General features: G+C 69.9%; 24 protein-coding genes and 1 pseudogene. 2 read left to right on the top strand and 23 right to left on the bottom strand.

Annotated elements, in window-relative coordinates; translation table 11 throughout:
- Positions 1 to 143: 143 nt before the first annotated feature.
- The 13 genes from metK to pyrR form a co-directional block, all read right to left on the bottom strand.
- The gene (gene metK, locus ACWDO5_RS13630; protein ID WP_450530454.1) at positions 144 to 1367 is read right to left on the bottom strand and encodes a methionine adenosyltransferase; all 1224 of its coding nucleotides are present in this window, start codon (positions 1365 to 1367) and stop codon (positions 144 to 146) included.
- Between the two features lie 242 nt (positions 1368 to 1609).
- Entirely contained in the window at positions 1610 to 2812 is a 1203-nt protein-coding gene (gene coaBC, locus ACWDO5_RS13625; RefSeq protein WP_450530453.1) for a bifunctional phosphopantothenoylcysteine decarboxylase/phosphopantothenate--cysteine ligase CoaBC, read from the bottom strand.
- A gap of 112 nt (positions 2813 to 2924) precedes the next feature.
- The gene (rpoZ, locus tag ACWDO5_RS13620) at positions 2925 to 3197 is read right to left on the bottom strand and encodes a DNA-directed RNA polymerase subunit omega (RefSeq protein ID WP_005319902.1); all 273 of its coding nucleotides are present in this window, start codon (positions 3195 to 3197) and stop codon (positions 2925 to 2927) included.
- A gap of 43 nt (positions 3198 to 3240) precedes the next feature.
- Positions 3241 to 3804, bottom strand: coding sequence for a guanylate kinase (gene gmk, locus ACWDO5_RS13615; protein WP_450530452.1), 564 nt, complete (start codon positions 3802 to 3804; stop codon positions 3241 to 3243).
- 38 nt (positions 3805 to 3842) lie between these two features.
- Positions 3843 to 4166: an integration host factor gene (locus ACWDO5_RS13610; RefSeq protein ID WP_028814066.1), complete on the bottom strand. Its 324-nt coding sequence runs from the start codon at positions 4164 to 4166 to the stop codon at positions 3843 to 3845.
- Between the two features lie 267 nt (positions 4167 to 4433).
- On the bottom strand, positions 4434 to 5273 hold the full coding sequence (gene pyrF / locus ACWDO5_RS13605) for an orotidine-5'-phosphate decarboxylase (RefSeq protein WP_450530451.1): 840 nt from the start codon (positions 5271 to 5273) through the stop codon (positions 4434 to 4436).
- On the bottom strand, positions 5270 to 6379 hold the full coding sequence (locus tag ACWDO5_RS13600; RefSeq protein WP_450530450.1) for a quinone-dependent dihydroorotate dehydrogenase: 1110 nt from the start codon (positions 6377 to 6379) through the stop codon (positions 5270 to 5272). The genes pyrF and ACWDO5_RS13600 overlap by 4 nt, the downstream gene beginning before the upstream one ends.
- A 56-nt stretch (positions 6380 to 6435) precedes the next feature.
- The gene (gene carB, locus ACWDO5_RS13595) at positions 6436 to 9744 is read right to left on the bottom strand and encodes a carbamoyl-phosphate synthase large subunit (RefSeq protein ID WP_450530449.1); all 3309 of its coding nucleotides are present in this window, start codon (positions 9742 to 9744) and stop codon (positions 6436 to 6438) included.
- Positions 9737 to 10888, bottom strand: a complete 1152-nt coding sequence (carA, locus tag ACWDO5_RS13590) for a glutamine-hydrolyzing carbamoyl-phosphate synthase small subunit (RefSeq protein WP_450530448.1) — start codon at positions 10886 to 10888, stop codon at positions 9737 to 9739. Before carA ends, carB begins: the two co-directional genes overlap by 8 nt.
- Positions 10885 to 11457: a PH-like domain-containing protein gene (locus ACWDO5_RS13585; protein WP_450530447.1), complete on the bottom strand. Its 573-nt coding sequence runs from the start codon at positions 11455 to 11457 to the stop codon at positions 10885 to 10887. The genes carA and ACWDO5_RS13585 overlap by 4 nt, the downstream gene beginning before the upstream one ends.
- Complete coding sequence (locus ACWDO5_RS13580; protein WP_450530446.1) at positions 11454 to 12740, bottom strand: dihydroorotase; 1287 nt, start codon at positions 12738 to 12740, stop codon at positions 11454 to 11456. Before ACWDO5_RS13580 ends, ACWDO5_RS13585 begins: the two co-directional genes overlap by 4 nt.
- A 2-nt stretch (positions 12741 to 12742) precedes the next feature.
- Complete coding sequence (locus tag ACWDO5_RS13575) at positions 12743 to 13723, bottom strand: aspartate carbamoyltransferase catalytic subunit (RefSeq protein WP_450530445.1); 981 nt, start codon at positions 13721 to 13723, stop codon at positions 12743 to 12745.
- A 112-nt stretch (positions 13724 to 13835) separates the two neighbouring features.
- Complete coding sequence (gene pyrR / locus ACWDO5_RS13570) at positions 13836 to 14414, bottom strand: bifunctional pyr operon transcriptional regulator/uracil phosphoribosyltransferase PyrR (RefSeq protein WP_450530444.1); 579 nt, start codon at positions 14412 to 14414, stop codon at positions 13836 to 13838.
- A gap of 208 nt (positions 14415 to 14622) precedes the next feature.
- Here pyrR and bldD point away from each other — a divergent pair, with 208 nt between their 5' ends.
- Entirely contained in the window at positions 14623 to 15123 is a 501-nt protein-coding gene (gene bldD, locus ACWDO5_RS13565) for a transcriptional regulator BldD (RefSeq protein ID WP_450530443.1), read from the top strand.
- Positions 15124 to 15323: 200 nt separating this feature from the next.
- Here bldD and nusB read toward each other — a convergent pair whose 3' ends face one another.
- From nusB to ACWDO5_RS13515, 10 genes are all read right to left on the bottom strand, one after another.
- Complete coding sequence (gene nusB / locus ACWDO5_RS13560; RefSeq protein WP_450530442.1) at positions 15324 to 15752, bottom strand: transcription antitermination factor NusB; 429 nt, start codon at positions 15750 to 15752, stop codon at positions 15324 to 15326.
- Between the two features lie 2 nt (positions 15753 to 15754).
- On the bottom strand, positions 15755 to 16321 hold the full coding sequence (gene efp, locus ACWDO5_RS13555; protein ID WP_406306088.1) for an elongation factor P: 567 nt from the start codon (positions 16319 to 16321) through the stop codon (positions 15755 to 15757).
- 59 nt (positions 16322 to 16380) lie between these two features.
- Positions 16381 to 17487 carry an aminopeptidase P family protein gene (locus ACWDO5_RS13550; RefSeq protein WP_450530441.1) on the bottom strand — a complete coding sequence of 369 codons (1107 nt, stop codon included), beginning with the start codon at positions 17485 to 17487 and terminating at the stop codon, positions 16381 to 16383.
- Between the two features lie 101 nt (positions 17488 to 17588).
- Positions 17589 to 18518, bottom strand: coding sequence for a Pro-rich N-terminal domain-containing protein (locus tag ACWDO5_RS13545; RefSeq protein ID WP_450530440.1), 930 nt, complete (start codon positions 18516 to 18518; stop codon positions 17589 to 17591).
- A gap of 121 nt (positions 18519 to 18639) precedes the next feature.
- On the bottom strand, positions 18640 to 19080 hold the full coding sequence (locus ACWDO5_RS13540; RefSeq protein WP_450530439.1) for a type II 3-dehydroquinate dehydratase: 441 nt from the start codon (positions 19078 to 19080) through the stop codon (positions 18640 to 18642).
- On the bottom strand, positions 19077 to 20168 hold the full coding sequence (gene aroB, locus ACWDO5_RS13535) for a 3-dehydroquinate synthase (protein WP_450530438.1): 1092 nt from the start codon (positions 20166 to 20168) through the stop codon (positions 19077 to 19079). The genes ACWDO5_RS13540 and aroB overlap by 4 nt, the downstream gene beginning before the upstream one ends.
- The gene (locus ACWDO5_RS13530) at positions 20165 to 20650 is read right to left on the bottom strand and encodes a shikimate kinase (RefSeq protein ID WP_450530458.1); all 486 of its coding nucleotides are present in this window, start codon (positions 20648 to 20650) and stop codon (positions 20165 to 20167) included. Before ACWDO5_RS13530 ends, aroB begins: the two co-directional genes overlap by 4 nt.
- Positions 20651 to 20688: 38 nt before the next feature.
- A complete protein-coding gene (gene aroC / locus ACWDO5_RS13525; protein WP_450530437.1) occupies positions 20689 to 21873 on the bottom strand; it encodes a chorismate synthase in 1185 nt (394 codons plus the stop codon).
- 112 nt (positions 21874 to 21985) lie between these two features.
- Entirely contained in the window at positions 21986 to 22129 is a 144-nt protein-coding gene (locus tag ACWDO5_RS13520) for a hypothetical protein (RefSeq protein WP_450530436.1), read from the bottom strand.
- Positions 22126 to 22974: a shikimate dehydrogenase gene (locus ACWDO5_RS13515; protein ID WP_450530435.1), complete on the bottom strand. Its 849-nt coding sequence runs from the start codon at positions 22972 to 22974 to the stop codon at positions 22126 to 22128. Before ACWDO5_RS13515 ends, ACWDO5_RS13520 begins: the two co-directional genes overlap by 4 nt.
- Before the next feature lie 160 nt (positions 22975 to 23134).
- Here ACWDO5_RS13515 and ACWDO5_RS13510 point away from each other — a divergent pair.
- Positions 23135 to 23358, top strand: a pseudogene (locus ACWDO5_RS13510) (IS1380 family transposase); the annotation flags it as partial.
- Positions 23359 to 23442 lie beyond the last annotated feature (84 nt).

Genomic DNA, 23442 nt, shown 5'->3' with positions numbered 1-23442 from the left:
CACGCGATCGGCCCTGGGCCTGGTCTAACGGCTCCCGCAGTGGGCCGTCTCGGCGCGCGTACGCGAGGGCGGCACTGGGGACATGGGTGCAGTCGGTCCGGGGCCGCCGTGCTCGTGCAGTGCTTGCCGTACGCGTGCAGTGCTTACAGACCCGCAGCCTTGCGCAGCGCGTCCACGCGGTCCGTGCGCTCCCACGTGAAGTCCGCCAGCTCGCGGCCGAAGTGGCCGTACGCAGCCGTCTGCGCGTAGATCGGGCGCAGCAGATCCAGGTCGCGGATGATGGCCGCCGGGCGCAGGTCGAAGACCTCTCCGATGGACTGCTCGATCTTGTCCACGTCGACGGTGGCGGTACCGAAGGTCTCGACGAAGAGGCCGACCGGCTCGGCCTTGCCGATCGCGTAGGCGACCTGGACCTCGCAGCGCGACGCGAGGCCGGCAGCCACGACGTTCTTTGCGACCCAGCGCATCGCGTACGCCGCCGAGCGGTCCACCTTGGACGGGTCCTTCCCGGAGAAGGCACCGCCGCCGTGGCGGGCCATGCCGCCGTAGGTGTCGATGATGATCTTGCGGCCGGTGAGGCCGGCGTCCCCCATCGGCCCGCCGATCTCGAACCGTCCGGTCGGGTTGACCAGCAGCCGGTAGCCGTCGGTGTCCAGCTTGATGCCGTCGTCCACCAACTGCTTCAGTACGTGCTCGACGACGAACTCGCGGATGTCGGGAGCGAGCAGCGAGTCCAGGTCGATGTCCGAGGCGTGCTGCGAGGAGACCACGACAGTGTCGAGGCGGACGGCCTTGTCGCCGTCGTACTCGATGGTGACCTGGGTCTTGCCGTCAGGGCGCAGGTACGGGATGGTCCCGTTCTTGCGGACCTCGGAGAGGCGACGGGAGAGCCGGTGCGCCAGGTGGATCGGCAGCGGCATCAGCTCGGGCGTCTCGTCGGTGGCGTAGCCGAACATCAGGCCCTGGTCGCCGGCGCCCTGCTTGTCGAGCTCGTCCCCCTCGTCACCTGCGGCGGCACCCTCGACGCGCTTCTCGTACGCGGTGTCGACGCCCTGCGCGATGTCCGGCGACTGCGCGCCGATGGAGACCGAGACGCCGCAGGAAGCGCCGTCGAAGCCCTTCTTCGACGAGTCGTAGCCGATCTCAAGGACCTTGTTGCGAACGAGCGTGGGGATGTCCGCGTACGCCTTGGTGGTCACCTCGCCGGCGACGTGCACCAGACCGGTGGTGATCAAGGTCTCCACGGCGACCCGGGAGGTCGGGTCCTCCCGCAGAAGGGCGTCGAGGATCGTGTCGCTGATCTGGTCAGCGATCTTGTCGGGGTGACCCTCGGTCACGGACTCCGAGGTGAACAGACGACGGGACACAATGCTCCCTGGGGTTGCAGCGGCTGCTGGCTGATCATTGGCGGACCGGCCGGGGGCTGCGCCCCGCGACGTTCCATGGGCAGTTTATCCGCCACCCTTCGCCACCGGTCCACCTGTCTCGCTCCGTGGGAGCTCGGCAACCAGGACTCCGGTCCGGTACGGCAGGGCGATAGACCCCGATCCTAGGGCGATATGCCGGATTTCACGTGATTTCGACCACGCTTCGCGGCGAAACCAAGAATTCATCCAAGACGTTGGACGACCAGGTCCCAGACGGTGTCGGCGAGGGATTCCTTGGGCCCGTACGGCACCGGAGTCTCGCCGCCGTCCGCGGCGAGCACCACCGCTTCGTTCGCCTCGGAGCCGAACGTCTTGCGCTCCCCCACCTCATTGACGACGAGGAGGTCACAGCCCTTGCGGCGCAGCTTTTCGCGGCCGTTGGCGAGTACGTCGTCCGTCTCGGCGGCGAAGCCGACGATCACCTGGGCGGGGCGGGCCCGCTCGGCGGAGATCTCGGCGAGGACGTCGGGATTGCGGACCAGCGCGATGGGCGCGGGCTCCTGACCGTCCTTCTTCTTGATCTTGCCCGTGGCGTACGCGACGGGGCGGAAGTCCGCGACGGCCGCGGCCATCACCACGGCGTCGGCGTCCGCCGCGGCCTTGAGCACTGCCTCGCGCAGCTGCACCGCCGTGCCGACGCGGACGACGTCGACTCCCGCAGGGTCCGGCAGCCCGGTGTTGGCCTCGATGAGCGTGACGCGGGCGCCGCGGGCCGCGGCGGTGCGGGCCAGGGCGTACCCCTGCTTGCCGGACGAGCGGTTCCCCAGGTAGCGCACCGGGTCCAGCGGCTCGCGCGTGCCGCCCGCGCTGACGACCACATGGCGGCCCGCAAGGTCCGGGGCGGCCACGCCGCGGGCGAGTATCCGGCGGCAGACCTCGAAGATCTCGTCCGGCTCGGGCAGCCGCCCCTTGCCGGTGTCGACGCCGGTGAGCCGGCCGACGGCGGGCTCGATGACGACGGCCCCGCGGCGGCGCAGGGTCGCGACGTTCTCCTGGGTGGCGGGGTGCTCCCACATCTCGGTGTGCATCGCGGGCGCGAAGACCACCGGACAGCGGGCGGTGAGGAGTGTGTTGGTCAGCAGGTCGTCGGCGAGGCCGTGGGCGGCCTTCGCGAGCATGTCGGCGGTGGCCGGCGCGACGACGACCAGATCGGCGCCCTGCCCGATCCGTACGTGCGGAACCTCGTGAACGTCGGACCAGACCTCGGTCGAGACCGCGTGCCCGGAGAGCGCCGACCAGGTCGCGGCACCGACGAAGTGCAGCGCGGACTCGGTGGGCACGACGCGTACGTCATGGCCCGACTCCGTCAGCCTCCGCAGCAGCTCGCACGCCTTGTACGCGGCGATGCCTCCACTTACCCCCAGAACGACCTTTGGCTTGTCCACTGCTGCGTCTCCCCGCACTCGGATGCGTACTTCCCCATGACACACCACAGGCCCGGCGGTCGCGCCGCCAGGCCTGTGGTGAAGAACGTAAAACGCTGAAGAACGTAAATCGCTACTGAGCCGGGCCCTCGATGGCCTCCGAGGTCAGCAGACCCGCGTTGATCTCCCGCAGGGCGATCGAGAGCGGCTTCTCGTGGACATGGGTGTCCACAAGCGGGCCGACGTACTCGAGCAGACCCTCACCGAGCTGCGAGTAGTACGCGTTGATCTGACGCGCGCGCTTGGCCGCGTAGATCACGAGGCTGTACTTCGAGTCAGTCGCCTCGAGCAGCTCGTCGATCGGCGGGTTGATGATGCCCTCGGGCGCAGTGATGGAAGAGGACACGCTCTAGCCTTCCGAAGAAACTTCAGGGAAAAACAGAAAAAGATCAAACAACTCGCATCAAGGCTAGCAGCTCACGTGCTACGTCCTCGACAGAGGTGTTGACCAGGGTCGTATCGAACTCCGACTCGGCCGCCAGCTCCACCTTGGCCGCCTCCAGCCGACGCTCGATGACCTCGGGCGACTCGGTGCCACGGCCGGTGAGACGGCGCACCAGCTCCTCCCAGCTCGGCGGGGCCAGGAAGACCAGTAGCGCCTCCGGCATGGATTCCTTGACCTGCCGGGCGCCCTGGAGGTCGATCTCCAGCAGTACGGGCTCGCCCGCCTCCAGGTGATCGAGAACCGCCCTGCGCGGCGTGCCGTAGCGGTGGCCCGCGAACTCGGCCCATTCCAGCAACTCGCCGTTGGCGATCAGTTTGTCGAATTCCTCGTCGGTGACGAAGAAGTACTCAACGCCGTGGCGCTCGCCGGGGCGCGGCTTTCTTGTGGTGGCCGACACCGAGAGCCATACCTCGGGATGGACCTTGCGCATATGGGCGACGACCGTGCTCTTACCGACCCCTGAGGGGCCGGAGAGCACGGTCAGCCGCGGACGTACCTCTGCTGCCATGCAGCGATTATCCAGGTTCTCGGGAGTGCCCGAGAACGTCAGGCGGCGCCGCCGCCGAACTCACGCTCAAGAGACGCGATCTGGTTCGAGCCCAGACCGCGCACGCGACGGCTCTCGGAGATGCCGAGCCGCTCCATGATCTGCTTGGCGCGGACCTTGCCCACGCCCGGCAGGGACTCAAGGAGAGCGGAGACCTTCATCTTGCCGACGACGTCGTTCTCCTGGCCCTGCTTGATGACCTCATGGAGCGAGGCGCCGGAGTGCTTGAGTCGATTTTTGACCTCGGCCCGCTCCCGGCGAGCCGCGGCGGCCTTTTCGAGCGCAGCTGCGCGCTGTTCAGGGGTAAGGGGCGGAAGAGCCACGCCTACGTCACCTCGGATGTCGAACTGTCGGATACGGACCGGTGAGGAACCTAGTCGCCCCACACCAGGCGAGCAACGAGCAACGCAGTGCACGTTCGCTCTTCGACGGAGACTAGCGGCCATGACCGCTCCAGTCAGCGAGAACAGACGAAAAGTCCTGGTCAGCATCGACCGACCAGGACATTTCTGACATATCGACCCGGTTTTTTGGCCACGATTCTGCCAATGCGGCCGCTGCGGAGGTTTCGAGGCTCCTCGGCCGAAGCCCTATGCCCCCAAGACAGCCGACCGCACCTCGTCCGCGAAACGCGCCGCCGACTCCCGCAGCGCCGCCACATCCGGACCGTGCCGCAGCACGCCGCGGCTCACGCTCGGCACGACATTGCCGACCGCCGAGCCGAAGACGCCGGGAAGGTCAGCCGGGGTCGCGCCCTGTGCGCCGATGCCCGGGGCCAGCAGCGGACCGTTGATGTCGAGGTTCACACCCGCGTCGCCCAGCGTCGCGCCGACCACCGCGCCGACCGAGCCGAGCGGCTGGGCGCCGGCGTTCTCCACCGTCATGTGGTCCAGCATCACCTGCGCGAGGGATCGCCCGTCCGCGGCCGTGGAGCGCTGTACCTCCGCGCCCTCCGGGTTCGAGGTGAGGGCGAGTACGAAGACGCCCGCGCCGGAGACTGCGGCCGCGTCCAGCGCCGGACGCAGCGAGCCGAAGCCCAGGTACGGCGAGAGGGTCACCGCGTCCGAGAAGAGCGGCGAGTCCTTGTCGAGGTAGGTCGCGGCGTACGCGCCCATCGTCGAGCCGATGTCGCCCCGCTTGGCGTCCATCAGCACCAGCGCGCCCGCCGCCCGCGCCTGATCGACCGCCTTCTCCAGCACGGCGATGCCGCGCGAGCCGAAGCGCTCGAAGAACGCCGACTGCGGCTTCAGGACGGCGACCCGGTCGGCCAGCGCCTCCACAGTCGTACGCGTGAAGCGCTCCAGGCCGGCGATGTCATCGTCCAGGCCCCAGGCGGTCAGCAGGGACGCGTGCGGGTCGATGCCGACGCAGAGCGGGCCACGGGTGTCCATTGCGTGGCGCAGGCGTGCGCCGAACGGTTCGAGGGTCACTTGGCGGCCTTCCGGGTCTCGGCGCCGACGGCCTCGGCGAGGGTGGCGTACGGGGAGGCCTTGAGCCGGGCGGCCAGGCCCTTGTGTATGGCGCGGGCGTAGAAGGGCCCCTCATAGATGAAGGCGCTGTAGCCCTGCACGAGCGTGGCGCCCGCGAGGATGCGCTGCCAGGCGTCCTCGGCGTTCTCGATGCCCCCGACGCCGATGAGCGTGATCCGGTCGCCCACGCGCGCGTACAGGCGGCTCAGGACCTCCAGGGAGCGCGCCTTGACCGGCGCTCCGGACAGTCCGCCGGTCTCCTTGATCAGCGCCGGGTCGGACTTCAGGCCGAGGCCTTCGCGCGCGATGGTCGTGTTTGTGGCGATGATGCCGTCCAGGCCGAGCTCGAGGGCCAGGTCCGCGACCGCGTCCACGTCTTCGTCCGCGAGGTCCGGCGCGATCTTGACCAGGAGAGGGACGCGCCGGTCTTCGACGCTGTGGTCGGCCGCCTCGCGTACGGCCGTCAGCAGCGGGCGCAGCGATTCGGTCGCCTGGAGGTTGCGCAGGCCGGGCGTGTTCGGCGACGAGACGTTGACGACCAGGTAGTCGGCGTGGCGCGCCAGGCGCTCGGTCGACGTCACGTAGTCGGCCACCGCCTCCGCCTCGGGCACGACCTTCGTCTTGCCGATGTTGACGCCCACGACGGTCTTGAAGACCGCCTTCCGGGCGGCCAGCCGCTCGGCGACGGCCGCCGAGCCCTCGTTGTTGAAGCCCATGCGGTTGATCAGCGCACGGTCCGCTACGAGCCGGAACAGCCGCTTCTTGGGGTTGCCCGGCTGCGGCTGTGCCGTGACCGTGCCGATCTCGATGTGGTCGAAGCCGAGCATGGACATGCCGTCGATAGCGACGGCGTTCTTGTCGAAGCCGGCGGCGAGGCCGAACGGGCCATGCATGCGCAGACCGAGCGCCTCGGTGCGCAGCGCGGCGTACCGGGGCGCGAGAACCGCCGCAATGAACGTACGCAGGACGGGGATGCGGGCCGCAAGCCGGATCCAGCGGAAGGCCAGGTAGTGGGCCTGCTCCGGGTCCATCCGCTTGAAGACGAGATCGAAGATGAACTTGTACATGGTGGTTGTCCTCGCAAAGAGGGGGACACCGTCTTTGGTGTCCCCCTCCCCGATTGCTAGTCGCGGGCCGCGGTCAGGTGTTCCGCGTGTTCCTGGAGTGAACGCACGCCCACGTCCCCGCGGTTGAGCGCGTCGATGCCCTGGACAGCGGCAGCGAGCGCCTGGACCGTCGTCAGGCACGGCACGGAGCGCGCCACCGCCGCCGTACGGATGTCGTAGCCGTCGAGACGGCCGCCGGTGCCGTACGGGGTGTTGACGATGAGGTCGACATCGCCGTCGTGGATGAGCTGGACGATGGTCCGCTCGCCGTTCGGGCCCGTGCCTTCGCTCTGCTTGCGCACGATGGTGGCGTTTATGCCGTTGCGCTTGAGCACCTCGGCCGTGCCGGACGTGGCGAGCAGCTCGAAGCCGTGCGCGACCAGTTCGCGGGCCGGGAAGATCATCGAGCGCTTGTCGCGGTTGGCGACGGAGATGAACGCGCGGCCCTTGGTGGGCAGCGGACCGTACGCGCCCGCCTGGGACTTGGCGTACGCCGTGCCGAACACCGAGTCGATGCCCATGACCTCACCGGTGGAGCGCATCTCCGGGCCGAGGACGGTGTCGACGCCGCGGCCATGGATGTCGCGGAAGCGCGACCACGGCATCACGGCCTCCTTGACGGAGATCGGCGCGTCCATCGGGAGCGTTCCGCCGTCGCCGCTCGATGGCAGCAGGCCCTGGGTGCGCAGCTCGGCGATGGTCGCGCCGAGTGAGATGCGGGCGGCGGCCTTCGCCAGCGGCACGGCGGTCGCCTTCGAGGTGAAGGGGACGGTGCGCGAGGCACGCGGGTTGGCCTCGAGGACGTACAGGATGTCGCCGGCCATCGCGAACTGGATGTTGATCAGTCCGCGCACCCCGACGCCGCGCGCGATGGCTTCGGTCGAAGCCCGCAGCCGCTTGATGTCGAAGCCGCCGAGCGTGATCGGGGGCAGTGCGCAGGCCGAGTCGCCGGAGTGGATGCCGGCCTCCTCGATGTGCTCCATCACGCCGCCGAGGTAGAGCTCGGTGCCGTCGTAGAGCGCGTCGACGTCGATCTCGATCGCGTCGTCGAGGAAACGGTCTACCAGCACGGGACGGGTGGGGCTGATCTCGGTGGACTCGGCGATGTACGACTCGAGGCGGGCCTCGTCGTACACGATCTCCATGCCGCGCCCGCCGAGCACGTACGACGGGCGTACGAGGACGGGGTAGCCGATCTCGTCGGCGATGGCCTTGGCCCCGGCGAAGGTGGTCGCTGTGCCGTGCTTGGGTGCAGGGAGTCCGGCCTCGGCGAGGACCTGGCCGAAGGCGCCGCGGTCCTCGGCGGCGTGGATCGCCTCCGGCGGGGTGCCCACGACGGGCACGCCGTTGTCCTTGAGCGCCTGCGCGAGGCCCAGTGGGGTCTGGCCACCGAGCTGGACGATCACACCGGCGATCGGGCCGGCCTGGGACTCGGCGTGGACGATCTCCAGGACGTCCTCCAGGGTGAGCGGCTCGAAGTAGAGCCGGTCGGAGGTGTCGTAGTCGGTGGAGACGGTCTCGGGGTTGCAGTTGACCATCACGGTCTCGTAGCCCGCGTCGCTGAGCGCGAAGGAGGCGTGGACGCAGGAGTAGTCGAACTCGATGCCCTGGCCGATGCGGTTGGGTCCCGAGCCGAGGATGATCACGGCGGGCTTCTCACGCGGCGCGACCTCGCTCTCCTCGTCGTAGGAGGAGTAGAAGTACGGGGTCTTGGCGGCGAATTCGGCGGCGCAGGTGTCGACTGTCTTGTAGACCGGGCGAATGCCCAGCGCGTGCCGGACCTCGCGTACGACGTCCTCGCGCAGCCCGCGGATCTCGGCGATCTGGACGTCGGAGAAGCCGTGGCGCTTTGCGTCCGCGAGCAGCTCGGGATCGAGCTTGTCGGCGGCGGCGAGCTCGTCGGCGTACTCCTTGATCAGGAAGAGCTGGTCGACGAACCAGGGGTCGATCTTCGTCGCTTCGAAGACCTCTTCTGGCGTGGCGCCCGCGCGAATGGCGTGCATGACGGTGTTGATCCGGCCGTCGGTGGGGACCTTGGCAGCCAGCAGCAGCCCGTCCTTGTCGCCGGGATCACCGGTGAAGGAGAACTGCGAGCCCCTCTTCTCCAGCGAGCGCAGGGCCTTGTTCAGCGCCTCGGTGAAGTTCCGGCCGATCGCCATGGCCTCGCCCACCGACTTCATGGTGGTGGTGAGGGTGGCGTCGGCGGAGGGGAACTTCTCGAAGGCAAAGCGCGGCACCTTGACGACGACGTAGTCGAGCGTGGGCTCGAAGGACGCCGGGGTCTTCTCGGTGATGTCGTTGGGGATCTCATCGAGGGTGTAGCCGACGGCGAGACGGGCGGCGATCTTGGCGATCGGGAAGCCGGTGGCCTTCGACGCCAGCGCCGAGGACCGCGACACCCGCGGGTTCATCTCGATGACGATGATCCGGCCGTCCTCGGGGTTGACGGCGAACTGGATGTTGCAGCCGCCGGTGTCCACGCCGACCTCGCGGATGATCGCGATGCCGACGTCGCGCAGCCGCTGGTACTCACGGTCCGTCAGCGTCATCGCGGGCGCGACGGTGATCGAGTCGCCGGTGTGCACGCCCATGGGGTCGAAGTTCTCGATGGAGCAGACCACCACGACGTTGTCGTGCTTGTCGCGCATCAGCTCCAGCTCGTACTCCTTCCAGCCGAGGATGGACTCCTCCAGGAGCACCTCGGTGGTCGGCGAGAGCGTGAGGCCCTGTCCCGCGATACGGCGCAGCTCGTCCTCGTTGTGCGCGAAGCCGGAGCCTGCGCCGCCCATGGTGAAGGAGGGGCGGACGACGACCGGGTAGCCGCCCAGCTCGTCGACGCCCCCCAGGACGTCGTCCATGGAGTGGCAGATGACCGAGCGGGCGGACTCGCCGTGGCCGATCTTGGCGTTGACGGCCTCGACGACGCCCTTGAACAGGTCGCGGTCCTCGCCCTTGTTGATCGCCTCGACATTGGCGCCGATGAGCTCGACGCCGTACTTCTCGAGCACACCGTGCTCGTGCATGGCGATCGCGGTGTTGAGCGCGGTCTGGCCGCCGAGGGTGGGCAGCAGCGCGTCGGGGCGCTCCTTGGCGATGATCTTCTCGACGAACTCCGGGGTGATCGGCTCGACGTACGTGGCGTCGGCGATCTCCGGGTCGGTCATGATCGTCGCCGGGTTGGAGTTCACCAGGATGACGCGCAGGCCCTCGGACTTGAGGACGCGGCAGGCCTGGGTGCCGGAGTAGTCGAACTCGGCGGCCTGACCGATGACGATCGGGCCGGAGCCGATGACCAGGACGGACTGGATATCGGAGCGCTTAGGCACGCTGGCCCTCCATCAGGGATACGAAACGGTCGAAGAGGTACGCGGCGTCGTGCGGGCCCGCGGCCGCCTCGGGGTGGTACTGCACGCTGAAGGCCGGCTGGTCGAGCAGCTTCAGGCCCTCCACCACGTTGTCGTTGAGGCAGACGTGGGAGACCTCGGCGCGGCCGTAGGGGGTCTCGGAGACCTTGTCGAGGGGCGCGTCGACGGCGAAGCCGTGGTTGTGGGCGGTGACCTCGACCTTGCCTGTGGAGCGGTCCTGCACGGGCTGGTTGATACCGCGGTGGCCGTACTTCAGCTTGTACGTGCCGAAGCCGAGCGAGCGGCCGAGCAGCTGGTTGCCGAAGCAGATGCCGAAGAGCGGGGTCTTGCGCTCCAGCACTCCCTTGATCACGGTCAGGTCGGCGGTCGCCGGGTCGCCGGGACCGTTGGAGAGGAACACGCCGTCGGGGTTCACGGCGTACACGTCCTCGACCGTGGCGGTGGCGGGCAGGACGTGCACCTCGATGCCGCGCTCGGCCATCCGGTGCGGGGTCATGCCCTTGATGCCGAGGTCTATGGCGGCGACGGTGAAGCGCTTGGCCCCGATCGCCGGGACGACGTACGCCTCGGTGGCAGCCACCTCTGCGGAGAGGTTCGCGCCCTTCATCGCGGGGGCTTCCTGCACCCGCGCGAGCAGCGTGGCCTCGTCGGCGAGCGTCTCGCCGGAGAAGATGCCGACGCGCATCGCGCCGCGCTCACGCAGATGGCGGGTGAGCGCACGGGTGTCGATGCCGCTGATGCCCACCACGCCCTGGGCGACGAGCTCGTCGTCAAGGGAGCGCCGGGAGCGCCAGTTGGAGGGCACCCGCGCGGGGTCGCGGACGACATAGCCGGCGACCCAGATCCGCTTGGACTCGTCGTCCTCGTCGTTGACGCCGGTGTTGCCGACGTGCGGGGCGGTCATCACGACGACCTGACGGTGGTACGAGGGGTCGGTGAGGGTCTCCTGGTAACCGGTCATGCCGGTGTTGAACACCGCCTCGCCGAAGGTCTCCCCCACGGCCCCGTAGGCGCGGCCGCGGAAGGCGCGGCCGTCCTCCAGGACGAGTACGGCGGGAGACGCCCCTTGCCTCTTCGAGGCGTGCCCCGGATTGGAGGTCGTCATCGTGCGGTGCCTTCCGTCGTGCTGTTCAGCGTGCTCATGATGTTGATCGCCTCGACCCAGGCGGCGTGCTCGGCCGCGTGGTCGGAGCGGAAGCCGGAGTCGATCAGCTTGTCGCCGTGCGCCCAGGTGACGATCAGCAGTCCGCCCTCGGCGAGGACCTTGCCCGCGATGCCCTTGTCCAGCCTGGCCTCGCGCAGGGCCGTCTTCGGGACGAAGAAGTCCCGCGCCCCGGGGCGTACTACCTCGAGGCCCGTGTCCGTGAGCCTGAGTTCGACCCGGCTGCGTGCGCCCAGGCCATGGGCCACGATCCGGTCCAGCCACTGCCCTGCGGTCGTGGAGCCGTGGTAGCGGCCGGTCAGCTCAAGTGTCGCCTCGCCCGGCGCCTCGGGCACGGCAGACAGCTCGGGCAGGTCGGACTGGAGGCTGCCGCGCCACTTCCATCCCTGTCGCATCAGCCAGTAGACGAACGCGATGAAGAGCAGCAGTCCGACGACCCAGCCGATGCGGGCGGCCCAGTCGGTCACAGCGGCCGACTTCTGCTCGGCGGCGATTTGGATGAGAGATGTCACGCGAGCTTCCCGTCGACAACCGTGGCCCGGCCCCGCAGGAAGGTGTGAGTCACGCGTCCCGGCAGCTCACGGCCCTGGTAGGGGGTGTTGCGGCTGCGGGAGGCGAAGCCCGCGGGGTCCACCAGTCCACGGTATGCCGGATCGACGAGCGTGAGGTTCGCGGGCTCACCTGGCGAGACGGGGCGGCCGTGGCCGTCCAGACGGCCGATCTGCGCCGGGCGGAAGGACATCCGGTCGGCGACTGCGGCCCAGTCGAGCAGCCCGGTCTCCACCATCGTCTGCTGGACGACGGAGAGCGCGGTCTCCAGGCCCACCATGCCCATGGCGGCGGCGGCCCACTCGCAGTCCTTGTCCTCGTGCGGGTGCGGGGCGTGGTCGGTGGCGACGCAGTCGATGGTGCCGTCGGCGAGGGCCTCGCGCAGGGCCAGGACGTCGGCCTCGGTGCGCAGCGGCGGGTTCACCTTGTAGACGGGGTTGTACGTGCGTACCAGCTCGTCGGTGAGCAGCAGGTGGTGCGGGGTGACCTCGGCGGTGACATTCCAGCCCTTGGACTTGGCCCAGCGGACGATCTCGACCGAGCCGGCCGTCGAGAGGTGGCAGATGTGGACGCGGGAGCCGACGTGGGCGGCGAGGAGGACATCGCGGGCGATGATCGACTCCTCGGCGACGGCCGGCCAGCCGCCGAGGCCGAGCTCGGCGGAGACGATGCCCTCGTTCATCTGGGCGCCCTCGGTGAGGCGGGGCTCCTGGGCGTGCTGGGCGACGACGCCGTCGAAGGCCTTCACATACTCCAGCGCGCGGCGCATGATCACGGCGTCGTCGACGCACTTGCCGTCGTCGGAGAAGACCCTCACACCGGCGGCGGAGTCGTGCATCGCGCCGAGCTCGGCGAGCTGCTTGCCCTCCAGGCCGACGGTGACGGCGCCGACGGGCTGCACGTCGCAGTAGCCGGACTCCTTGCCGAGGCGGTAGACCTGCTCGACGACGCCGGCCGTGTCGGCGACCGGGAAGGTGTTCGCCATGGCGTGTACGGCGGTGAAGCCGCCGACAGCGGCCGCCTTGGTGCCGGTGAGGACGGTCTCGGAGTCCTCACGGCCGGGCTCGCGCAGATGGGTGTGCAGGTCGACCAGGCCGGGCAGCAGGATCTGCCCCTCGGCCTCGACGACGGTCGCGTCGCCCGCTGCGAGGTCTGCTCCGACCGCGGCGATGGTCTCGCCGTCGATCAGGACGTCCTGCGCCTCGCCTCCCAGCACCTTCGCGCCACGAATAAGGATCTTGCTCATGGTTACTTGTTCTCCTCGGTGCGGGTGGGGCTGATGGCGGACTCGTTGCCGCCCAGAAGCAGATACAGGACGGCCATGCGGGTCGAGACGCCGTTGGCGACCTGCTCGACGGCCGTGCAGCGGTCGGAGTCGGCGACCTCGGCGGTGATCTCCATGCCGCGGTTCATCGGGCCGGGGTGCATGACGATGGCGTGCTCCGGCATCCGGGCCATGCGGTCGCCGTCCAGGCCGTAGCGGCGCGAGTACTCACGCTCGGTCGGGAAGAAGGCGGCGTTCATCCGCTCGCGCTGCACCCGCAGCATCATTACCGCGTCGGACTTCGGCAGCACTTCGTCGAGTGCGAACGACACCTCGCAAGGCCAGTTCTCGACGCCGATAGGCACCAGGGTGGGCGGAGCGACCAGCGTGACCTCGGCGCCGAGGGTGTTCAGCAGCAGGACGTTGGAGCGGGCCACCCGGCTGTGCAGCACATCGCCGACGATCGTGATCCGGCGCCCGTCGAGGCCACGCCCTGTCCCGGCGTCGGCGCCGACCAGACGGCGGCGCATGGTGAAGGCGTCGAGCAGCGCCTGCGTGGGGTGCTCGTGGGTGCCGTCCCCTGCGTTGACGACCGCGCCGTCGATCCAGCCGGAGGTGGCGAGCCGGTACGGGGCTCCGGACGCGCCGTGCCGGATGACGACGGCGTCCGCGCCCATCGCCTCCAGGGTCAGCGCGGTGTCCTTGAGCGACTCGCCCTTGGAGACCGAGGACCCCTTGGCGGAGAAGTTGATGACGTCGGCGGAGAGCCGCTTGGCGGCGGCCTCGAAGGAGATCCGGGTCCGTGTCGAGTCCTCGAAGAAGAGGTTGACGACGGTGCGGCCGCGCAGGGTCGGCAGTTTCTTGATCGGCCGGTCGGCGACCCGGGCCATCTCCTCGGCGGTGTCGAGGATCAGCACGGCGTCGTCGCGGGTGAGGTCGGCGGCCGAGATGAGGTGGCGCTTCATCTGGGTGTGCTCCGTTGTCTGGAGGTCGGGCGTCCGGGGTTGTCACCCGGGCAGCACAGCGGCATGCGGGCGCGGGGGGCACGTCCGTACGTGATGGAGGCGTACGGAGGTGCTACTGCTCGCCGGCCGGGGCGGTCTCGCGGACACCGAGCAGCACGGTGTCGCGACCGTCCTCCTCGGCGAGCTGGACCTTGACCGTCTCCCGCAGCGACGTGGGGAGGTTCTTGCCGACGTAGTCGGCGCGGATCGGGAGTTCGCGGTGGCCGCGGTCGACCAGCACGGCGAGCTGCACGGCGCGCGGCCTGCCGATGTCGCCGAGGGCGTCGAGCCCGGCGCGGATGGTGCGGCCGGAGAAGAGCACGTCGTCGACGAGGACGACGAGCCGGCCGTCGACGCCGTCACCGGGGATCTCGGTGCGGGCCAGCGTGCGGGCGGGCCGCAGACGCAGATCGTCGCGGTACATGGTGATGTCGAGGGAGCCGACCGGGATCTTGCGGCCGGTGATCTCTTCGAGCTTGTCGGCCAGCCGGCGGGCGAGGAAGACACCGCGGGTCGGAATGCCGAGAAGCACCACGTCGTCGGCGCCCTTGGCGCGTTCGACGATCTCGTGGGCGATGCGGGTCAGTACCCGCGCGATGTCGGGAGCCTCGAGAACTGGGCGTGCCGCATCGGAGCTGTTCTTCGTGTCCATATGAAACGGACCTCCTTCTCCGCCTCACGGGACGGACCTTAAAGGACGTCGAAATTGCGCCACCTACGTTACCAGGGCCTTGCGGGGCCCCGGTCGCGGACCCCGGTCTCGCCGCAGGCAGAGACCGGTCGGACCTTTTCGGCTTGACGCATCCAAGTAACGCTGCGTAACCTTACAGTGAGTTACCAGACTTCGTCCGGGGAGCTATATGTCCAGCGAATACGCAAAACAGCTCGGGGCCAAGCTCCGCGCCATCCGTACCCAGCAGGGGCTCTCCCTCCACGGCGTGGAGGAGAAGTCCCAGGGCCGCTGGAAGGCCGTTGTGGTCGGTTCGTACGAGCGCGGCGACCGTGCGGTGACCGTGCAGCGCCTCGCTGAGCTGGCGGACTTCTACGGCGTCCCGGTGCAGGAGCTGCTTCCTGGCACCACGCCGGGCGGGGCCGCCGAGCCGCCGCCGAAGCTCGTCCTGGATCTGGAGCGGCTGGCGCATGTGCCGCAGGAGAAGGCGGGCCCGTTGCAGCGCTACGCCGCCACGATCCAGTCCCAGCGCGGCGACTACAACGGCAAGGTGCTGTCGATCCGTCAGGACGACCTGCGCACCCTGGCCGTCATCTACGATCAGTCGCCCTCGGTCCTGACCGAGCAGCTCATCAGCTGGGGCGTGCTGGACGCGGACGCGCGGCGCGCGGTCTCCCACGAAGAGGGCTGACGCCACTTCAGGAGAAACGTCACGTCGGAGGGCGAACCCGCCATGTGCGGGTTCGCCCTCCTTTGCGTATCGACCGCGCGGCGGGCCTCGGGGCGGCTCCGGTGGAGCCGGCCGACGGCATCAGGGGCCCGGACATGCACCAGGCCCGAAGCGGAAGATTGTTCGTCTTCCGCTTCGGGCCTGGTGGAGCCGGGTGCGCGCTAGTCGCGGCGCAGGCTCGGCTTGAGGTCCTTGAAGCGGCCGAGCAGGCCGTTCACGAACGACGGGGACTCGTCGGTGGAGAACTCCTTGGCGAGCTGCACCGCCTCGTCGATCACCACCGCGTCCGGGGTCTCATCCACCCACACCAGCTCGTATGCGCCGAGCCGGATGATGTTGCGGTCGACGACCGGCATCCGGTCGAGGGTCCAGCCGACCGCGTAGGTGGCGATGAGGTCGTCGATCCGGTCGGCGTACTGCGCGTACCCCTCGACGAGCTCCATCGTGTACTCGCCGACCGGCGGCTGCCGGTCGTCGGTCCGCGCGTGCCGCACCCAGTCCGCGAGGACCGTCTGCACGGACGTACCGCGCTGGTCGGCCTCGAAGAGGATCTGAAAGGCGCGCTTACGGGCCTTGTTCCGGGCAGCCACGGTTAGCTGTTCACCCGGCCGAGGTACTCACCGGAGCGGGTGTCGACCTTGATCTTCTCACCGGTGGTGATGAAGAGCGGGACACCGATCTCGAAGCCGGTCTCCAGCGTGGCGGGCTTGGTGCCACCGGTGGAGCGGTCGCCCTGGACGCCGGGGTCCGTGTGCTGGATGGTCAGCTCGACGGCGGCGGGCAGCTCGACATAGAGCACCTCACCCTCGTGCTGGGCGACGCTGGCGGTGAAGCCCTCGATCAGGAAGTTGGCGGCGTCACCGACTGCCTTGCGCTCGATATGCAGCTGATCGTACGTCTGCATGTCCATGAAGACGAAGTAGTCGCCGTCCATGTACGAGAACTGCATGTCGCGGCGGTCGACGGTGGCCGTCTCGACCTTCACGCCGGCGTTGAAGGTCTTGTCGACGACCTTGCCGGAGAGCACGTTCTTGAGCTTGGTGCGCACAAAGGCAGGGCCCTTGCCGGGCTTGACGTGCTGGAACTCGACGACGGACCAGAGCTGGCCTCCGTCGAGCTTGAGCACCATGCCGTTCTTGAGGTCGTTCGTGGAAGCCACGGTTGCGGAATCTCCTGGACTGACGCTGGTGGACGACCGAGGACGCGCGCTCAGCTGAGCTAGAGCGCGAGTAGCTCCTTGGTCGTGATGGTGAGTAGCTCGGGTCCGCCGTCCGCCTCCTGGCGCACGACGAGCGTGTCATCGATCCGGACACCGCCCCGCCCCGGGAGGTGGACCCCCGGTTCGACGGTGACCGGCACACAAGCGTCCAGTTTACCCATGGCCGCAGGGGCCAGCTTCGGGTCCTCGTCGATTTCGAGCCCGACGCCGTGCCCGGTGAGCGGCGGGAGTCCCTCGCCATGGCCCGCGGCGTCCAGGATCTGGCGGGCCGCATGGTCCACATCGCGGTACGCGGCGCCCGGTGAGAGAGACTCCCGGGCGGCCCGCTGAGCGGTGAAGACAATGTCGTACAGCTCGATCTGCCAGTCCGCCGGGGTCGTCCCGATCACAAACGTACGGCCGATCTCGCAGCGGTAGCCCCGGTAGTTGGCGCCCACGCAGACGGCGAGGAAATCCCCCTCCTCGACCCGGCGGTCGGTGGGACGGTGGCCGCCGCGGCCCGAGTTGGGTCCGGTGGCGACCGAGGTCGGGAAGGCCGGGCCTTCGGCGCCGTGGTCGACGAGCCGGCGCTCCAGCTCCAGGGCGAGATGCCGTTCGGTACGGCCCACCAGGATCGACTCCAGCAGTTCGCCGAGGGCCTGGTCGGTGATCTCGGCAGCGATCCGCAGGCAGGCGATCTCCTCCTCGTCCTTGACGAGTCGCTGCTGCTCGACGGCGAGGCCGAGGTCGGCGAGACGCAGCCGGGGAGCGACCGAGCCTACCGCCCGGTGCCTCGCGACGGTCAGATGGTGCTCCTCGACGGCGAGGCACTCCACACCGACGGTCCGCGCGAGCTCGGCTGCCGCGACCGCCGGATCGCCGGCCGAGGTCGGCAGGACGGTCAGCCGCAGCTGCTCGTCGGGACGGCCGTCGGCGGGGTCGCCGGTGGGTGTACGGGGGCAGAGCAGGTTGTCTTCGCCGGGGCCGAGCAGCAGCACGGCGCCGGGTGGCGCGCCGCCCGCGAGATAGCGGACGTTGGCGGGGCGCGAGACCAGGACCCCGGCGCTGCCGGTGGCCGCGCACCGGTCGCGCAGCCGGTCGCGGCGGATCCCATACACCTCTGACATGTCACGAGCCTACGAGCGTAGGCGCGGCTCGGCCTGGTCAGCGCGTCCGACCGGGGTGCGCACGGGCGGGGCGGGCAGCCGTATCGCAGCGTCCGCCCCGGCTACCAGCTCGGCGGGCTCGCGATGGACCGGGCCAGTACGTCGTCGAGCACCCGGGCCGTGGTCTCCACGTCGTACTTGGAGTTGTCGATTATCGGCAGCCCGGATCCGTACCAGCCGGCCATCCGGCCATGGATGCTGGCGACTTCCTCGTCCGACAGGCGCCGGTTGCCGCTGCGCTCGGCGTTGCGCTCCAGCACGATCTCGAGGCCGGGGAGCAGGACGACGGGCAGCAGGCCCGGGCCGACATGGCGCTTCCAGCCGCCGAGACCGACGACCGGCCGGTCCGGGAAGACCGCGTCGTCGAGGATGCAGGAGATGCCGTTCGCCAGGAAGTTGCGGGCGGCGAAGCCGCAGGTGCGGCGGGCGAGGCGGTACTGCGCCTCGGAGTGGTCGTTCCAGCCGGACTGGGGGTCGGCGAAGCCGGAACAGACCCATTCGCGTACGTCGTCGAGGCTGATGTGCGCGGTGGGGGCGCGGCGGCTGGTGGCCCAGTGCCGGGCCACAGTCGTCTTGCCCGCGCCGGCCGGGCCGATCAGCAGAACGGCGAGGGTGGCAACGCCGGTACCGCTGTCGGCGGGCGGCGGGGCGGGTAGGGGAACCGGGCCGCCGGGCGGCAGCTGGATGTGTCCCGTCGTGTCGCGGGATGCCGATGCGGAGGCGTGCTGGGGGCCGGGCCCTGACCAGCCGGGGGCGGGATGCCCGCCGTGTGGAGGACTCTGCGAGTGCGGAGGGCCCGCGGGAGCGGCGGGCAGCCGGCCCTGCGGCGGATGCCCAGGAGGCGGCCCGGCGGGCGGCTGGCCCTGCGGGTGCGGCGGCCCGGCGGGAGCCGCGGAAGGCGGCCCCGGGTGCTGCGCGCTGTGTGTCCATCCGGCCGGTCCCTGCCCCGGTCCGTGGGGCGGCGGCAGCGGAGCCCCCACTGCGTGCTGCATCCGGTGCCACTCCGTCTCGTACGACTGACGATGTCAGGCGGCACTCGGCCGCCTTGCTACCGAACGGTACCTTCCCGTCCGCCCCCCGTGGGAACGACCGGGGAAGGACCGAAGTGCCCTGTCAGCCCGTCAGTTCCTCGGCCAGGGCGCGCAGAGCGAGGCGGTACGAGCCGATGCCGAAGCCCGCGACCGTGCCGCTGGCGACCGCCGCGACCACCGAAGTATGCCGGAATGTCTCACGCGTGTACGGATTCGAGATGTGCACCTCGATCAGCGGGGCGGTCCGCTGGGCGGCCGCGTCGCGCATCCCGTACGAATAGTGCGTGAAGGCACCGGGGTTGAGAACGACCGGAATTGAGCCGTCGGCGGCCTCGTGCAGCCAGCGGATCATCTCGCCCTCGTCGTTCGTCTCGCGTACGTCGACGTCGAAGCCGAGCTCCCTGCCGAGCTGCCGGCAGTTCTCCACCAGACCCGCGTAGGAGGTCGCGCCGTAGACGTCGGGCTCGCGGGAGCCGAGCCGCCCGAGGTTGGGGCCGTTGAGGACGAGCACCCGGCGGGTCATGCGGCCACCTCCCCGTACGCGGCGAGCAACACGGCCGGGTCCGGGCCCTCCAGCACGGTCGGCTTGGCGAGGCCGTCGAGCACGATGAAGCGCAGCAGATTGCCGCGGGACTTCTTGTCGACCTTCATGGTCTCCAAGAGCTTCGGCCACTGGTCGCCACGGTAGGTGAGCGGCAGTCCGACGGACTCCAGTACGGAACGGTGCCGGTCCGCGGTCGCGTCGTCCAACCGGCCTGCCAGACGGCCCAGTTCGGCGGCGAAGACCATGCCGACCGAGACTGCCGCGCCGTGCCGCCACTTGTAGCGCTCGTTCTTCTCGATGGCATGGGCGAGCGTGTGCCCGTAGTTGAGGATCTCGCGCAGCCCGGACTCCTTGAGGTCGTTGGAGACGACCTCTGCCTTCACCCGGATCGAGCGCTCGATCAGCTCGGCGGTGTGCGGACCGGCCGGAGTGCGCGCGCCCTGCGGGTCGGCCTCGACCAGGTCGAGGATCGCCGGGTCGGCGATGAAGCCCGCCTTGATGATCTCGGCCATACCGCTGACGTAGTCGTTGACGGGCAGCGAGTCCAGCGCGGCAAGATCGCACAGCACCCCGGTGGGCGGGTGGAAGGCGCCCACGAGGTTCTTGCCCTCGGCGGTGTTGATGCCGGTCTTGCCACCGACGGCCGCGTCGACCATGCCGAGCACGGTCGTCGGCAGGGCGATCCAGCGCACGCCCCGCAGCCAGGTCGCTGCCACGAAGCCCGCGACGTCGGTGGTGGCGCCGCCGCCGACGCCGACGATGACGTCGCTACGGGTGAAGCCGGTCTGGCCGAGTGCCTTCCAGCAGTACGCCGCGACTTCGACGGTCTTGGCCTCCTCGGCGTTCGGCAGCTGGATCGCGATCGCCTCGTACCCCTGGGAAGCCAGGTCCTCGCGGATCGCGTCGCCGGTGCCGGCCAGCGCCTCGGGGTGCAGCACCGCCACCCTCTGGGCGCGGCCGATCAGCCCGGGAAGCTCGCCGAGCAGCTGCCGACCGACCAGCACCTCGTACGGATCGGAGCCTTCCGTACCGCCGACCTGGATACGGGTCACAGCCTGGTCCGTCATGCCTGCTTCTCCAGCTTCAGGGCGTCGAGGACCGCTTGGGCGACCTCTTCGGGGGTGCGGTCGTCCGTGGCGACGACAACGCGGGCGACTTCGGTGTACAGGTGGCGGCGTGCGTCCATCAGCTCCCGCCACTGGCGGCGGGGATTGACGGCGAGCAGCGGGCGCGCCTGGTTGAGGCCGACCCGCCTGACCGCCTCCTCCACATCCAGCGAGAGATAGACGACGGGAAGCCCGGCCAGCAGCTCGCGGGTCGAGTCGTCGAGGATGGCGCCGCCGCCGAGGGCGAGCACGCCCGGGTGCTCGGCGACCGCGACTCGTACGGCCTGCCTTTCGAGCTCACGGAAGTACAGTTCGCCCTCGTCGACGAAGATGTCCGCGATCTCCCGGCGCTGGGCCGCGACGATGTCGGCGTCGGTGTCCCGGTAGGACACGCCGAGCCGCTCGGCGAGCAGCTCGCCGACGGTGGACTTTCCCGAGCCCATGGGCCCGACCAGGACGATCAGCGGCGTCAGCGGCGCGTTCACCGGATGTGCAGGCTGTCGAGGTAGGACCGCACATTGCGGCTGGTCTCGGTCACGCTGTCGCCGCCGAACTTCTCGGCGACCGCGTCCGCGAGCACGAGCGCGACCATCGCCTCGGCGACGATCCCCGCGGCCGGGACGGCACACACGTCGGAACGCTGGTGGTGGGCTGCCGCGACCTCGCCGGTGGCGACGTCGACAGTGGCCAGCGCGCGCGGCACGGTCGCGATCGGCTTCATCGCGGCCCGTACCCGCAGCAGCTCACCCGTCGACATGCCGCCCTCGGTGCCGCCGGAGTGGCCGGAGGCGCGGCGGATCCCGTCCGGGGTCGGCACGATCTCGTCGTGCGCCTTCGATCCGGGCACCCGCGCGAGGTCGAAACCGTCGCCGACCTCGACGCCCTTGATCGCCTGGATGCCCATGAGCGCGGCGGCGAGGCGGGCGTCGAGCCTGCGGTCCCAGTGCACGTGCGAGCCGAGGCCGACCGGCACTCCGTACGCCAGCACCTCGACCACACCACCAAGGGTGTCGCCGTCCTTGTGGGCCTGGTCGATCTCCGCGACCATCGCCTTCGACGCGTCCGCGTCCAGGCAGCGCACCGGGTCGGCGTCGAGCTTCGCCTCGTCGGAGGGCTTGGGGTAGACGCCGTACGGAGCCTTCGCCGCCGCCAGCTCGACGACATGGGAGACGATCTCGATGCCCGTCGTCTCCTTGAGGTACGAGCGGGCGACCGCGCCGAGCGCGACGCGCGCGGCCGTCTCGCGGGCGCTGGCCCGCTCCAGGATCGGCCGGGCTTCGTCGAGTGCGTACTTCTGCATGCCCGCCAGGTCGGCGTGACCGGGCCGCGGGCGGGTCAGCGGGGCGTTACGGGCCAGCTGCGCGAGCTCGTCGGGGTCGACCGGGTCGGCCGCCATGACCTTCTCCCACTTCGGCCACTCGGTGTTGCCCACCATCACCGCGACCGGCGACCCCATGGTCAGCCCGTGCCGTACACCGCCGAGGAAGGTCACCTCGTCACGCTCGAACTTCATCCGTGCGCCGCGCCCATAGCCGAGGCGCCGCCGGGCAAGGTGGTCCGCCACCATCTCCGTGGTGATCGGCACACCGGCGGGAAGACCCTCCAGCGTCGCCACCAGTGCGGGGCCGTGCGACTCCCCCGCCGTCAGCCAACGCAACCTGCTCAACGGTGCTCCTCCTGCTCGCGCCTGGAACTGCGACGGCGCGACCGGGTGCGCGGCCCTGGCACGCCTGACTCGATCCTCCCACGTCCGGAGCCGTGACCTGGTCTCCGGTCCATCAGCCGGACGTCCGAGCCCGCCTCAGCCTCACCAGCAGCACGATCAGGACGATGCCGACGGCCAGTCCGGCGTACACCTGGAGGGGCACCGTGCGCAGAAGGAACTTGACGATGGCCTCCACGGCGCCCCCCGCGAGATTCACGCGGTTCCGCCGCTGGTCAGCGCCTTCTCCCCGGCGGCCCGCATGGCCGCGAGCGGCGCGGGGGTCCGCCCCGTCATCTGCTCGACCTGGAGCACCGCCTGGTGGACCAGGAGGTCGAGGCCGCCGACGACATCCCCGTCGCGCCGCGACCAGGCGGCGGCGAGTGCGGTCGGCCAGGGGTCGTAAAGCACGTCGAAGAGCGTCCCGGGGCGGTTCGGTACGGCGTGCGCCAGCTCGTCGGTGGCACCGGCCGGAGTGGTGGCGATGACCAGCGGCGCACGCAGCGCCACGTCGGCCTCCGCCCAGTCGGCGATGTGCACGTCGACGCCGAGCCGCTCGCCCCAGCCCCGCATCTCCTCGGCCCGGGCGGCACTGCGTACAAAGGCGGTGACAGGCCCCGCACAGATCCGCGAGAGCGCGGCGAGAGCGGACGAAGCTGTCGCGCCCGCGCCCAGCACAGCGGCCGATTCGACCTTGTCCACGCCCCGCTCGCGCAGTGCGGCGATCATGCCAGGGATGTCGGTGTTGTCGCCGACGCGGCGGCCGTCCTCGGTGAAGACAACGGTGTTGACGGCTTCGACCGAGGCCGCGGTGTCGCTGATGCCGTCGAGCAGCGGCAGGATCGCGCGCTTGAGCGGCATGGTGAGCGACAGCCCGGCCCAGGAGCCGTCGAGCCCCTCCAGGAATCCCGGGAGCCCTGCCTCGTCCACCTCGAAACGGTCGTACGACCAGTTGGCGAGGCCGAGTTCCGCATAGGCGGCGCGGTGCAGCACCGGGGAGAGCGAGTGGGCGATCGGCGATCCGAGAACCGCCGCCCGACGAGGACCAGTCTGCCTGCAGACCACCGGCTGTCTCCCATCCGCTTGAAACCTTGGCTTCGTCAACCTCGGTCTTTCACCAGGCGGGCTGTCCGGTAGGTGATCGAGGAAACAGAAAAACCCCTGACCTGCAACGATAGGACTCGCTGAGGGTCCTGGACGTGGCGGTGAAAGAGGCACTTCCCAGGTGAAGAAGAGTATCGGGTTGTACCCGCGCGTTCGCATCGAGGGGCGCCGGCCGCCGGTGGTTGGGCAGGAGGGATCGTTGCTGCTGACCGAGACGGTCCGTAAATCCGGCCTGGATGGTGCGATACCGGCGGCGCTCAACCGTGGCGCAAGCCGCGGGCAGTGCATGATCCGGGCCAGATCCTGCTGGATGTGGCGCTCTCGGTCGCCCTGGGCGGGGACTGTTCTGACCGACGCCGGCATGCGGCGGGCCTTGCGGATGCCTGCGCCGAGAGCGACGGCAGTGTTCCGGGTACCGGCGAAGCCAAG

The sequence above is a fragment of the Streptomyces sp. NPDC000880 genome (genome assembly GCF_053599675.1).
Note: the sequence above shows the minus strand (reverse complement) of the source record. Positions and strands in the feature narration are given on the sequence as shown.